This is a genomic window from Caldimonas tepidiphila, assembly GCF_003569765.1.
In the GTDB taxonomy this organism is placed as follows: Bacteria; Pseudomonadota; Gammaproteobacteria; order Burkholderiales; family Burkholderiaceae_C; genus Caldimonas; species Caldimonas tepidiphila.
Map to the genome: position 1 here is coordinate 74,046 of NZ_QXMG01000002.1, position 14,922 is coordinate 88,967.

Annotated in this window: 2 protein-coding genes; both read left to right on the forward strand. The window is 75.0% G+C overall.

Annotation, left to right across the window (positions count from 1 at the left end):
- Positions 1 to 346: 346 nt before the first annotated feature.
- On the forward strand, positions 347 to 14,107 hold the full coding sequence (locus D3A59_RS06075) for a non-ribosomal peptide synthetase/type I polyketide synthase (protein ID WP_119154007.1): 13,761 nt from the start codon (positions 347 to 349) through the stop codon (positions 14,105 to 14,107).
- Between the two features lie 5 nt (positions 14,108 to 14,112).
- The gene (locus D3A59_RS06080) at positions 14,113 to 14,922 is read left to right on the forward strand and encodes an alpha/beta fold hydrolase (protein WP_170162309.1); all 810 of its coding nucleotides are present in this window, start codon (positions 14,113 to 14,115) and stop codon (positions 14,920 to 14,922) included.

A 14,922-nucleotide genomic window follows, 5' to 3' on the forward strand; every position in this document is an offset into this window, starting at 1 on the left:
CGAGGCAGGGGACGGCAAGGAGTTTCCGTTTGAATGGAAAATGCACCTGTCCGATGCCCGATTCCTGCAAACCGGGGGGCACGCGTTTACCGAAACTGCGCGATTCGCGATAAATGCGGCAGGGCCCCGGGCAATCCCCCGTTCGGGGCCCCCTTTTCGCCGCATCCGGCATTGACAGCGCCCGTCCCCGGGCGCAGCAGCCGCGGTTTCAAGCCGCACTCCAGCGCACGGCGTGCCCGCCCCCCTCGTTTCCGGTCCGCCCAGCCGGGGGGCAGCCAGTGCATGGGCACTTGTCAACAATCCCTGCACCGTCAACACCCGGGCCCCTGCGCCTTTTCGATTTGAGATGGACGAAAAGCGTTCCGAATCCCCCGAACGGGGGGCCGCAGCCGCCTCCGGCCAAAACCCTCGTCCAACTACTACTGGGAAGCGCGCCGCGCTTTCCCCGGCCGTCATCTCTGGAGAATCTGTGCGAGCTGACCTGAACCAAGCCGACCTCACGTATTGGCAGTCGATCTTCCCGCTTCCCTGGCCGGTATTGGAACTGCCGCGAGACCTTTCGCGGACCGCGGGGCAGGCGCCGGCGATGCAGCGTCAGGAACTGCGCCTCGAGTCCGCCCTCGCCGCCGCGCTGCGCGAGTATTCGCAGCAATGCGGCAGCGATCTTTTCACCACGCTCTGCGCGGCGTATGCCGCCACGCTCGCGCGGCTCTCGGGCGCGGGCGAGGTGGTGATCGCCGTTCCCGCCGCCGATCTGCCGGCCGCAGCCGCCGGCGGATCGGCGGCGGGCGAAGCGGCGCTGCTGCCGCTGCGCCTCGCGGTCGACCTCGACGCGGCCCCGGCCGCGCTGCTCGCGTCCGCCGCACGCACGCTGCACGAGGCCGCCGCGCACCGGGGCTGCGACATCGCCGCGATCCGCGAGGCCGTGCTCGGCCCGCAGGGCGGAGCACCCTTGGCGCATGTCGCCTTCGGGATGTCGCCCCGGCCCGCGGAGGACGGCCGCGAGGCCTTCGAGCTCGCGCTGCAGGCGCTGCCCGAGGACGAGGGGATCCGCCTGGTGCTGGACCATGACGCCGCGATGTTCGGGCCGGAGAGCGCACGTCGCTGGCTGCTGCTCTACCGCCAGCTGCTCGAGGGCCTCGCATCCGCTGCGGACCAGCCCGTCGCCGCGCTGCTCGCGCCGGTCGACGAGGAGCGGCAGATGCTCGCGCGCTTCAACGCGAGCGGCGGGGACTTCGACCGGCTCGCGCGCCTCGAGGCGATCTTCGACGCTCAGTCCGAACGCACCCCGGACGCGACCGCGCTGGTGGCGGGCGGCGAGCGTCTCAGCTACCGCGAGCTGCAGCAGCGCGCCTTCGGCGTCGCCGCCGAGCTGCACCGCCGCGGCGTGCAGCCGGGCGACCTCGTCGGCCTGAGCTGCGGCCGCAACGCGCGCATGCTCGTCGGCCTCTACGGCATCCTGAAGGCCGGCGCCGGCTACGTGCCCCTCGACCCCGCCTTCCCGGCCGAGCGGCTCGACTTCATGACCGAGGACGCGGGACTCGAGCTGGTGCTGTCGGACCGCTCGGTCGACGGCGGCTGGGCGCCGCAGGGCGCCGAGCGGCTGCTGCTCGACGAGCTGGCGCCCGCCGACGGCTTCGAGCCCGATGCCGCCGCGCACAGCGAGCTGCCGGCCTACGTGATCTACACCTCGGGCTCCACCGGGAAACCGAAGGGCGTGCGCGTGCCGCACCGCAGCGTCGTCAACTTCCTGCAGAGCGTGGGCGCGGAGCCGGGCCTGGCGCCCGCCGACCGGCTGCTGGCGGTGACGACGCTGTCCTTCGACATCGCGGTGCTCGAGCTGATGCTGCCGCTGACGCGCGGCGCGCAGGTCGTGATCGCGCCGCGCGAGGACACGAACAACGGCGCCGCGCTCGCGCGCCTGATCGCCGAGCACGGCATCGGCGTGATGCAGGCGACGCCGAGCACCTGGTACCTGCTGCTGGAGGCCGGCTGGCAGGCGCCAGCGGGCTTCCGCGCGCTGTGCGGCGGCGAGCCGCTGCCGCCGGCGCTGGCCGAGCGGCTGCTCGCGCAGGGCGTCGAGCTGTGGAACATGTACGGCCCGACCGAGACCACGGTCTGGTCGAGCGCGCACCGCGTCGACTCGCCCACCGCGCCGATCCCGATCGGCCGGCCGCTGCTGAACACGCAGTTCCACGTGCTCGACGCCGCGATGCGGCCGCTGCCGCTCGGCGCGGTGGGCGAGCTGTGGATCGGCGGCGACGGCGTCACGCTCGGCTACCTGAACCGGCCCGAGCTCACGGAGAGCCGCTTCGTCGCCGACCCGTTCTCGCAGGCCCCCGGCGCCCTGCTCTACCGCACCGGCGACCTCGGCCGCTGGCGCGCCGACGGGCGGCTGGAGTGCCTCGGCCGCATCGACAACCAGATCAAGCTGCGCGGCTACCGCATCGAGCTCGGCGAGATCGAGTTCCAGCTCGCGCAGCACCCCGAGGTGCGCGCCGCGGTGACGATGGTGCGCGAGGACCGCCCGGGCGACGTGCGCCTGGTCGCCTACCTGCAGCCGCGCGACGCGATGCCCGCGGTCGGCGCGCTGCGCGAGCACCTCGCGGCGAGCCTGCCGCCCTACATGATCCCGCAACACTTCGTGCCGCTGGCCGCGATCCCGCTGCTGCCCAACGGCAAGATCGACCGCAAGTCGCTGCCGGTGCCGGGCAGCGCGCGGCCCGAGCTCGCCACGCCCTACCAGTCGCCGGTCGGCGAGCTGGAGAGCGCCTGCTGCGAGATCTTCGCCCGCGTGCTCGGGCTCGACCGGGTCGGGCGCCACGACAACTTCTTCGAGCTCGGCGGCACCTCGCTGAGTGCGATGCAGGTGGTCGAGGCGCTGTCCGAGGTGGCGGGCCGGCGCGTGAGCGCCCCCACCATCTTCGCCCACCCGGCGCCCGCGGCGCTGGTCGCGGCGCTCTCCGGCGACGCGGCCGCCCCGGCACGCCGCCGCCGCGCGCGCGCCACGTCCGAGGACGAGCACGCGATCGCCGTGATCGGCATGGCCGGGCGCTTCCCCGGCGCCTCGACCGTCGAGGGCTTCTGGGACAACCTGATCGCCGGCCGCGAGACCGTCACGCGCTTCAGCCTCGACACGCTCGACCCGGCGGTGCCCGAGGCGCTGCGCGCCGACCCGAACTACGTCTGGGCGCGCGGCGTGATCGAGGACGTCGAGATGTTCGACGCGTCCTTCTTCGGCATCCCGGCGCGCGAGGCCGAGGCGATGGACCCGCAGCACCGCGTCGTGCTCGAGCTCGCCTGGGAGTGCCTGGAGCGCGCCGGCTACGCGCCCGACCGCGTCGACTGCCCGGTCGGCGTGTTCGCCGGCGCCTACACGCCGTCCTACCTGCAGAACAGCGTGCTGACGCATCCCGAGGTCGTCGAGCGCCTGGGCGAGTTCCAGGTGATGATCTGCAACGACAAGGACTACGTCGCCACGCGCGTCGCGCACAAGCTCAACCTCAAGGGCCCGGCGATCGCGGTCAACACCGCCTGCTCCACCTCGCTCGTGGCCGTCGCGCAGGCGGTGGACAGCCTGCGGCTCGGCCGCTGCGACATGGCGCTGGCCGGCGCCTCCACCGTCACCTCGCCGCCGCGCAGCGGCTACCTCTACCAGGAAGGCGCGATGCTGTCGGACGACGGCTGCACCCGCACCTTCGACGCCGACGCGAAGGGCACCGTGTTCTGCGACGGCGCGGCGCTGGTGCTGCTCAAGCGCCTCTCCGACGCGATCGAGGACGGCGACCCGATTTACGCGGTGATCCGCGGCGCGGCGACCAACAACGACGGCGGCCACAAGGCGAGCTTCACCGCGCCGAGCATCGACGGCCAGGCCGAGGTGATCGCCGCGGCGCACGAGGACGCCGGGATCGACCCGCGCACCATCTCCTACGTCGAGGCGCACGGCACCGCGACGCCGCTCGGCGACCCGGTCGAGATCGAGGGCCTGACGCGCGCCTTCCGCCGCGCCACGCCCGACACCGGCTTCTGCCGCATCGGCTCGGTCAAGAGCAACGTCGGCCACCTGGTCACCGCGGCCGGCACCGCGGGCCTGATCAAGACCGCGCTCGCGCTCAGCCACGAGCAGATCCCCGCGACGCTGCACTTCAAGCGGCCGAACCCGAAGATCGACATCGGCAACACCCCCTTCGTCGTCAACGCCGAGCTCACGCCCTGGCCGCGCGGCGAGGCGCCGCGCCGCGCCGGCGTCAGCAGCTTCGGCGTCGGCGGCACCAACGCGCACGTGGTGCTCGAGGAGCCGCCGCTGCCCGAGCCCTCGTCGCCGGCGGCCGGCCCGCAGCTGCTGCGGCTGTCGGCGAGGACGCCCACCGCGCTCGAGACGATGGCGCGCCAGCTCGCCGACCACCTGGAGGCCCACCCGCAGCTCAACCTCGCCGACGTCGCGCACACGCTGCGCGTCGGCCGCAGCGCTTTCGCGCACCGCTTGTGCGTGGCCGGCGACTCGGTCGGGCGCGTCGTGCAGGCGCTGCGCAGCGCCGACGACCCGCAGCGCACCGCGCGCGCGCTCGGCGCGGCGGTGCCGCCGCTGGTCTGGCTCTTCCCGGGCCAGGGCGCGCAGTACGCCGGCATGGGCCGCGGGCTGTACGAATCCGACTCGGCCTTCCGCGCCGCCTTCGACGAGGCGCTCGCCGCGCTGCAGCTCTGGCTGGAGTTCGATCTGCGCGCACGCATGTTCGGCGACGAGCCGGACGCGCTGGTCGCCACCGGCACCACGCAGCCGGCCACCTTCTGCCTGGAGTACGCGCTGGCGCAGGCCTGGATGGCACGCGGCGTGCGGCCGGCAGCACTCGTCGGCCACAGCGTCGGCGAGTTCGCCGCCGCGGTGATCGCCGGCGTGATGTCGCTCGGCGACGCGGCGCGCCTCGTGGCAAGGCGAGGCGCAATGATGCAGGCCCTGCCCGGCGGCAGCATGCTGTCGGTGCGCCTGCCGCGCGAGAAGGTGCTCGAGCTGCTGCCCGAGGGCCTGTCGCTCGCGGCCGAGAACGGCCCCAGCGCCTGCGTCGCCGCCGGCCCGACGCTGCTGGTGCAGGCCTGGCGCGAGAAGCTGGAGGCCGAGGGCGTGATGGCGCGCGAGCTGCAGACCTCGCACGCCTTCCACTCGACGATGATGGACCCGGTGGTCGAGCCCTTCGAGGCCGAGGTGCGCACCGTCGCGCTGTCCGCGCCGCAGATCCCTATCGTCTCGACGCTGACCGGCGACTGGATGCGCCCCGAGGACGCCACCGACCCGCACTACTGGGCGCGCCACCTGCGCGAGCCGGTGCTGTTCTCGACCGCGCTGCGCCGCGTGCAGGAGCGCCACGACGCGGCCTTCCTCGAGCTCGGCCCGCGCGGCACGCTCGCGACGCTCGCGCGCCAGCACGCCGCGCGCGGCAAGGGCGCGCCGGTCGCGGTCGCGAGCCTCGGCGACGCGCCGCAGGACGAGGCGATCCGCCTCGCGCTGGCGCAGGGCCAGCTGTGGACGCTCGGCATCGAGCTGACGGCCCCGCCCGCCGAGCCGGGCGAGCGCCGCTGCCGCGTGCTGCTGCCGACCTACCCGTTCGAGCGCAAGCGCCACTGGATCGACGCCGCGCCCGCCACGGCGCGCACCCCGGCCCCGGCGGCCAAGCCCGCGCCCGCCCTCGCACCGCCCGCTGCGGCCGCGCCACCGCAGCCGGAGACCGCGCCGGCCGCAGCCGTGGCATCGCGCCAGTCGCGCTTCGTGACGCGACTGCGCGAGCTGTTCGAGGACGTCTCGGGGCTCGATCTCGCCGAGGCCGACCCGGCCGCGAGCTTCATCGAGCTCGGCCTCGACTCGCTGACGCTGACCCAGGCGGCGCTGCAGGTGCGCCGGCAGTTCGACGTGCAGATCACCTTCCGCCAGCTGATGGAGAAGGTGCCGAACCTCGGCGCGCTCGCCGCCTTCCTCGACGCCAACACGCCGCCCGACCCGGTGCCAGCACCGGCACCGGCCGCACCGCTGCTCGCGCCCGCCGTGCCGGGTGCCGCGACCGCGCCGGCCGCGGCCCTGCCCGCCACGGCCGCCGTGCCGCCCGCCACAGGCGCTGCGCCCGACACGAACGCGCTGCTGCAGCAGCTGATCCAGCAGCAGATGCAGCTGATGGCGCAGCAGCTCTCGATGCTGAGCGGCCTGCCGGTGGCGGTGCCGGCGGTCGCGCAGCCGGCCGTCGCGAGCGCCCTGCCCGCGCCGGCCGCGCCGCAGCCGGTCTCCGCGCCCGCGCCGCGCCCCGAGCTGACGCTCGCGCAGCGCCGCTGGCTCGACGACTTCGTCGCGCGCTACGGCGTGCGCACCGGGCGCTCGCTCGCCTTCGCCCGCAAGCACCGCCGCCTGCTCGCCGACCCGCGCCCGGTGGCGGGGTTCGATCCGCTGTGGAAGGAGCTGCTGCACCCGGTGGTCGTGAACCGCTCGAGCGGCGCGCGGCTGTGGGACCTCGACGGCAACGAGTACATCGACCTGCTGGCCTCCTTCGGCGCGAACCTGCTCGGCTACCAGCCCAGCGAGGTGGTGGACGCGATGACCGGCCAGCTGCTGGCCGGCATCGAGGTCGGCCCGCAGCACCCGCTGGCCGCGGAGCTGGCGCAGCTCGTCTCGGAGTTCACCGGCCTGGAGCGCGTCGCCTTCTGCGGCAGCGGCGCCGAGGCGGTGGCGGGCGCGCTGCGCCTGGCGCGCGCCGTGAGCGGCCGCCGCACCGTCGCTGTGTTCGCGAACGCCTGGCACGGCCTGTCCGACGAGGCAGTGGTGCACGCGAGCGAGCCGCAGCCGGCCGCGCCGGCGCTTGCCGCCGCCGCGGGCGAGGTGACGCTGGTGCTCGAGTTCGGCAGCGAGGCGGCGCTGAGGCTGCTGCGCGAGCGCGGCCACGAGCTCGCGGCGATCCTGGTCGAGCCGATCCCGGGGCAGACCGGCGTGATGCGCCCCCACGAGTTCGTGCGCGCGCTGCGCCGCATCGCCGACGAGGCCGGCTGCGCGCTGGTCTTCGACGAGGTGCTGACCGGTTTCCGTGTCGCGCCCGGCGGCGCCCAGGAGTTCTACGGCGTGCGCGCCGACATCGCCGCCTATGGCCGCGCCCTCGGCGGCGGCATGCCGCTGGCCGCGATCGCCGGCGCCCCGCGCTGGCTCGACGCGCTCGACGGCGGCAGCTGGCAGTCGGGCGACGCGGGCGGCTTCGCCGGCCCCTTCGTGCGCCACCCGCTCGCGCTCGCCGCGGCCCGCGCGACGCTGCTGCACCTCAAGCGCGGCGGCCGCGAGCTCTACCGCCTGCTCAACGAGCGCACGCAGCGCCTGGTCGAGCGGCTCAACACCGCCTTCGCGGTGCGCGGCGCGCCGGTGCGCGCGGTGCACCACGCCTCGCTGTGGCGGCTGCAGTGGGACGCGAACCAGCCCTTCGCGGGCCTGTTCTACGCGCTCGCGCGCTTCCACGGCCTGCACCTCTACGAGCCCTTTGGCCACTTCGTCACCGAGGCGATGGGCGAGGCCGAGCTCGACCGGATCTTCGAGGTGTTCACGAAGTCGCTCGACGAGCTGATGCTGCAGGGCTTCGTCACGCCGCGCGAGGGCAGCACGCCGCCGCCGAGCGGCGGCCGCGACCGCAGCGCCCACCCGACCGAGGGCCCGCTGTCGCCCGGCCAGACCGAGCACTGGCTGGCCGCCGGCTTCGACGGCTCGGTGCGCCGCGCGCTCAACGAGTCCTGCTACCTGAGCCTCGCCGGCCCGGTCGACCTCGTCGCGCTGCGCGCCGCGCTGCAGGACGTGCTGGCGCGCCACGAGGCCTTCCGCGTCTACTTCAGCACCGAGGAGCCGCGCCAGATGCTCGCCGCGCCGGGCCCGGTGGCGGTGACCGAGCTGGACCTGAGCGGCGAGCCCGACGCCGAGGCCGCGCTGCGCGACTTCTGCCGCGAGGCGAGCACGCGCGACTTCGCGCTCGACCGCGCCCCGCTCGCCGAGGTCAGCCTGCTGCGCCTCGCCGACGGCCGCGCCGTCGTGCACATCGTCGCGAGCCACCTGATCTGCGACGGCTGGGGCTTCAGCGTCTTCACCGGCGAGATCGCCGCGGCCTACCGCGCGCGCAGCACCGGCATGCCGCCGGCGCTGCCGAGCGCCGAGTCGCCGCTCGCCTTCGCCGCGCAGGAGCTCGAGCGCATGGACGGCGCAGCCGGCCAGGAGTCGCTCGCGTACTGGCAGCGCCTGCTGAAGGACCCGCCCGCGCCGCTCGCGCTCGGCGACCGCACCCCGCCGGCGCAGCGCACCTACGTCGGCGACACGCTGAAGGCACGCATCGACGGCGCGCACTGGAGCGGGCTGCGCGCGCAGCTGCGCCAGGCCGCCGCCACGCCGATGCAGTGGCTGCTGACGGCGCTGACGCTGACGCTCTACCGCAGGAGCGGCCAGCGCGAATTCCTCGTCAGCATCCCCTGCGCGAGCCAGAGCCTGGAGCGCCACGGCCCGCTGATCGCCGACGGCGTGCTCGACCTGCCGCTGCGGCTCGGCTGCGGCGAGACCGACACCGCCGCGGACGTGCTGGCGCGCGTGCGCACCCGGCTCATGGACGCGCTCGAGCACCCGGTCGCGACGCAGGGCGGCATCGCCCGCGCGCTCGGCATCCGCAGCAGCGGCGACCGCCCGCCGCTGACCGGCATCTTCTTCAACCTGAACCCGAAGGCCGACCTCTCCGGCTTCGCGCCGCTCGCGGCGACGCTGCACCAGGGCCCCAAGCGCGGGCTGCTCAACCAGCTCTTCTTCGACTTCCACGAGCACGAGGACGCGCTGACGCTCGACCTGCACTACAGCACCGAGTTCTTCAGCCCGAAGTGCGTGCAGGAGCTGGTCGAGGCGCTGCGCGAGACGGTGCTGACGCTCGGCGGTGTGCTCGACGCGCCGGTGGGCCGCGCCACGGCGCCGTCCGCCCCCGCCGTAGCTGCCGAAGCCGCCGTGTCCGCCCCGGCGGGCGCCGGCACCGCGCCGGCCGAGGCCGCGGCGGCCGTGGACGCGCGGCTGTGGCAGTGGAACGCCACCGCGACGCCGCTGGAGGCGCGTCCGCGCGTCGAGCAGTGGATCGCGCGGCAGGCTGCGCGCACCCCGGCGCAGCCGGCGGTGAGCGCGCGCGGCACGACGCTCAGCTACGCCGAGCTCGAGGCCCGCGCCAACCGCTACGCGAACCTGCTGCGCTCGCGCGGCGTGGACGCCGGCATGCGCGTCGGCCTGTGCCTCTCCCGCGGTCCCGAGCTGCTGCCGGCGCTGCTGGGCGTGCTGAAGACGGGCGCGGCCTACGTGCCGCTCGACCCCGGCTTCCCGCGCGAGCGGCTGCAGTACATGGCCGAGGACGCCGCGGTGAAGCTCGTCGTCACCGAGGTGCAGCATGCCGAGCTGGCGGGCGTGCCTCGCGAGCAGCAGCTGCGCGTCGACGAGGACGCGGCCGAGATCGCGGCGATGCCCGACACGGCGCCCGAGGCCTCGCCCGACTGGCCGGCCGACGCCACCACCTACGTGATCTACACCTCCGGCTCCACCGGAAAGCCGAAGGGCGTGGTGCTGCCGCAGCGCGCGGTGTGCAACTTCCTCGCCAGCATGCAGCGCTCGCCGGGCATCCGGTCCGACGACCGGCTGCTCGCGGTGACGACGCTGTCCTTCGACATCGCGGTGCTCGAGCTGATGCTGCCGCTGACGGTCGGCGCGCAGGTCGTGATCGCGCAGCGCGAGGAGACGATGGACGGCGAGGTGCTCGCGCGCCTGATCGCCGGGCACGGCATCACGATGATGCAGGCCACCCCGACCACCTGGCACCTGCTGCTCGACGCCGGCTGGAAGGCGCCCAAGCACTTCCGCGCGCTGTGCGGCGGCGAGCCGCTGCCGCCCTCGCTCGCCGAGCGGCTGCTGGCGCAGGGTGTGGAGCTGTGGAACATGTACGGCCCGACCGAGACCACCGTGTGGTCGACGCTCGCGCGCATCACCGACGCGCAGCAGCGCATCACGGTGGGCCGCCCGATCGACAACACCCAGGTCTGGATCCTCGACGAGAAGCTGCAGCCATGCCCGGTCGGCGCCGAGGGCGAGATCTGCATCGGCGGCACCGGCGTCGCCACCGGCTACCACAACCGCCCCGAGCTGACCGCCGAGCGCTTCGTGGCCGATCCGCTGAGCATGGAGCCCGGCGCGCGCATCTACCGCACCGGCGACCTCGGCCGCTGGCGCGAGGACGGCCGCATCGAGCACCTGGGCCGGCTGGACTTCCAGGTCAAGATCCGCGGCTACCGCATCGAGCTCGGCGAGATCGAGGCGCGGCTCGCGGCGCTGCCGGGCGTCGCGCGCACCGTCGTGACGGCGCGCGAGGACCAGCCCGGCGACGTGCGCCTGGTGGCCTACTTCGTGCCGCAGGCCGGCCAGGCCCCGGAGCCGGCGGCGCTGCGCGAGGCGCTGCGCGGCGTGCTGCCCGACTACATGCTGCCGCAGTTCGTGGTGCCGCTGGACGCGATGCCGCTGCTGCCCAACGGCAAGATCGACCGCAAGGCGCTGCCCGCGCCGAGCGCGCCGGCGTTGCCGGCCGCCGGCAGCGAGCCGAAGCTGATGCCGCGCAACGAGATCGAGCGCACGGTGGCCGCGGCGATGCAGGCGGTGCTGAAGCTGCCGCAGGTGGGCGCGCAGGACGACTTCTTCGCGCTCGGCGGCCACTCGCTGCTGGCGGCGCGCCTCGTGGGCCAGATCAACCGCGAGCTCGGCGTGCAGCTGAGCCTGCGCACGCTGTTCGAGGCGCCCACCGTCGAGCGGCTGGCCAGCGTCGTCGTGCAGCTGCGCGACGGCGACGCCCCGCGGCGCGCGCCGATCGTGCGCCGCGAGCGCCAGGACGTCGCGCCGCTGACCGTGATGCAGGAGCGCATCCGCTTCATCGAGGAGATGCACCCGGGCACGCTGAGCTACAACATGCCCTCGTGCCACCGCCTGCGCGGCCCGATGGACCTCGCGGCGCTCGACCGCGCTTTCGGCGAGACGATGCGCCGCCAGGGGATGCTTCGCACCTCGATCGTGCGCGGCCCCCAGGGCCCGGTGCAGCGCGTCGACGACGCGCTCGCCTTCAGCCTGCTGCCGCTGGTGGACCTCAGCGCGCTGCCCGAGGGCGAGCGCGAGGAGGAGCTGATGCGCCAGCTCGACCCGCTGCTCGACCGCAGTCTCGCGCTGGAGCAGGGGCCGCTGTTCGTCGCGCGGCTGTTCCGCCTCGCCGACGAGCACCACGTGCTGTTCTTCATGCCCCACCACATCGTGTGGGACGGCTCGTCCTTCGACATCTTCCAGGCCGAGATGGCCGCGCTGTACGAGGCCTTCGCGGCCGGGCGCCCGTCGCCGCTGCCGGCGCTGCCGGTGAGCTACGGCGACTTCGCGCAGTGGCACCGCGAGTGGCTCGCGAGCGAGGAGATCGCGCAGCAGCTGAAGTACTGGAAGTCGCAGTTCGCGCTCGCGCCGCTGCCCTCGGCGCCGCCGACCGACCTGCCGCGCGGGCGCTCCAACACCGGCCGCGGCGGCTGCGAGTACCTGCCGATGCCGGCCGACCAGGCCGAGCGCCTGCGCGAGCTCGCGAAGCAGACCGGCAGCACGCTCTCCATCGTCGCGCTGTCGGTCTACGCGGCGCTGATGTCGCAGTGGCTGCGCGAGCCGATGCCCTCGATCGGCATGCCGGTGCGCGGCCGCCCGGCGCCCGAGCTCGACCCGGTGATGGGCTTCTTCAACAACATGGTGCCGATGCGCATGCCGGTGGACACGACGCTGTCGTGCCTCGACTGGATCGGCGCGGTGCGCCACAAGCTCACCGAGGTGTTCGCGAACCAGGACGTGCCCTTCGAGCTGCTGGCCACCGAGCTCGGCGGCCAGCGCAAGGGCGTGCTCTACCAGGTGATGTTCACCTTCCAGGACATCCGCCTGCGCCCGGCGCAGTGGGGCTCTCTCGCGCACGAGCCGGTGACGCTGATGTACCGCGGCGCGACCGAGGACCTGAACCTGTGGATGCACGAGCACCGCGACGGCATCCTCGGCGGCCTGCAGTACAACGCCGACCTCTACATGTCGGCGACGGTGGCGGGGCTGCGCGACCGCCTCGCGGCGATGTTCGAGCGCCTGCTCGAGAACCCGGGCCAGACGGTGGGCGAGCTGCTCGCGTCGACGCAGCCCGAGCCGCAGCCCGCCAGCGCCGGCACGGTGCGCGCGACGGCGAGCGACGACTTCCTCGACGCGATCGCCGAGCGCGCCCGGCGCGCGCCGCACGGCACCGCGCTGCACGACGGCGCGCGCACGCTCGCCCGCGGCGAGCTCGAGCGCCGCATGCAGGCCTGCGAGACGCTGCTGGCGGCCCGCGCGGTGCCCGCCGGCGCCTGCGTCGCGCTCGCGATCGACGATCCGCTGGCGCAGATCGTCGCCGGGCTCGCGGTGCTGCGCTCGGGCCGCCGCTGCATCCCGCTCGACGCGCCCGCCTCGGCCGCGAGCCTGCGCGCCGCGGGCGTCGACGCGCTGATCGCCGACGCGCCGGCCCTTGCGCTGGTGCCCGCCGGCATCGCGACGATCGGCGCGCACGAGCTGCCCGGCTGCGCGTCGATCACCGAGCCCGCCAGGGCCGTGCCGGCCGCCGCGCCCGCGGCGGTCGGCCGCGCCGAGCTGGCGCGCCAGGTCGCCGAGCTGTCGCAGGAGCTGCAGCTGTTCGAGACCGACCGCGTGCTCAGCCTCGACGGCCGCTCGCGCGCGCTGCAGCTGCTCGAGGCCTGCGTCGCGCTGGCCGCCGGCGCCGCGCTGGTGCTCGCACCCGCCGCGCTGATGGAGCAGCCCGGCGAGCTGCTGACGCGCATCCGCGCCGAGCGCATCGGCGCCCTGCACGCGCCGGCACGCTGCTGGCAGCGCCTGCTCGCGGCCGCCGGCAACGAGCCGCTGCAGCTCGTCGCGGTGCTCGACGTCACCGAGTCCGACCCGGACCTCGTCGCCGCGCTGTTCGAGTCGGGCTGCACGGTGCTGTCGGTCTACCGCGCCCCGGCGCTGCAGACCCCGGTCGCCGCCGGCTGGCTGTCCGGCGCGCAGGACAGCGCGCTGTTCGGCCGCCCGCTGCTGCCCGAGGCGATGTGCATCGGCGACCGCCCGGGCGAGCCGGCGCCGGCCGGCGTCTCGGCGCCGCTGTGGGTGTCCGCCGGCGGCGACTGGGCCGACAGCGGCTCGCTGTGCCGCTGGCGCCCCGACGGCATGCTGCAGTACCTGGGCGAGTCGGGCGAGGCGGTGCACGTCAACGGCTGCCGCGTCGACCTGACGGTGCTGGAGGCGCAGCTGCGCGGCATCCCGGGCGTGGCGGCGGCCGCCGCCGTGCTGCGCGAGGAGCCGGCCGAGCACCGCGTGCTGACGCTGCTGGTGCAGCCGCGCCAGCCCGGCGCCGACATCGCCCCCGCGGTGCTCGACGCGCTGCGCCAGGTGCAGCCGCGCCTCGCGGCGGCCTGCCGCGTCGTGCCGGTCGCGGCGATCGAGCACGGCGCGGACGGGCGCCCCGACCCGGTGCGCTCGGCGCCGCTCGCGGCCCCGGCGGCGCCGGTGGCGGACGCCTCGACCGCGTCCCGTGCCGCGACTGTCCAGCCTGCCGCGGCGCCCCTGCCCGCGCCGACCGCGCCGGCCGCGCCCGCTGTGTCCGCCTCGGTGGCTGCGCCCGCATCGGCGACCGCCGTGGCCGACCCCGCGATGCCGGCCACGCCGACCGAGCGGGTGCTGGCCGAGGTCTGGTCCGAGCTGCTGGGCCTGCAGGGCGTGCGCCGCCACGACAACTTCTTCGAGCTTGGCGGCACCTCGCTGCTGGCGATGCAGGTCGCGATGCGGCTGGAGCAGCGGCTCGGCCAGCAGGTCTCGGCGCGGCGCTTCGTGTTCGAGACCCTGGCGCAGCTCGCCGCCGCCTACGACGAGGCCGCCGGCGCGGCGCCGCAGCCGGCCGCCGAGGCCGGGCCGCCGCAGCAAGGACAGCAAGGACAGGAAGAGGCTGCTGCGCCGCAGGCGGCGGGCGGCGTGCTCGGGCGTCTGGCCCGCATGGTGTTCCGGGGGTGATGTCGATGGAACTGTCGATCCGAAATTTCGGTGCGCCCGGGCGCGCGATGGTCGGCGTGATGCAGCACGCGCGGGCGGGCGCCGCGCGGCGCAGCGCCTTCCTGCTGTGCCGTCCCTACGGGCAGGAGGCGATCCGCACCAGCCCGATGTACCGCGCCATCTCCGACCGCCTCGCCCGCGAGGGCTGCGACGTGCTGCGCTTCGACTACCACGGCAGCGGCGACTCGGCCGGCGACGAGTCGGCCCAGTCGCTGTCGCTGTGGGTCGAGGACACGATGGCCGCGCACGAGCTGCTGCTGGCCGAGGACCCGCAGCGCGCGGTGCACTGGTTCGGCCTGGGCCTCGGCGCCAACATCGCGCTGCGCGCGGCGGCGCGCGCGCGCCGGGTGCCGCGGCACCTGGTGCTGTGGGACCCGGTGCTCGACGGGCCGCGCTACATGCAGGCGCTGTGCGACTCGCACCGCACCGAGCTGTCGCGCGAGCTCGGGCTGGAGTGGCACCAGCTGGTGCGGCGCGGCCGCGAGCGCGAGCCGGCGCTGCCCGGCACCGTGCTCGGCTTCCCGTTCGGCGAGAAGCTCTGCGAGGAGCTGCGCCACCTGCGCGAGCTGCCGCTCGCCGCCGCGGCGCGCCGCGGCGTGCGGCTGAGCTGCGCGGTCCCCGAGGACGACCGTCCCCGGCTCGAAGGTGCGCTGGACGCCTCGCGGCTGACGCTGCACTCCCTCGAAACCCGCACGAACTGGATGTCCACCGAGGCGATGGGCACCGCGATCGTGCCGCAGGAGGTGATGCGTTCCCTCCTGTCCACCCTGGAGTGA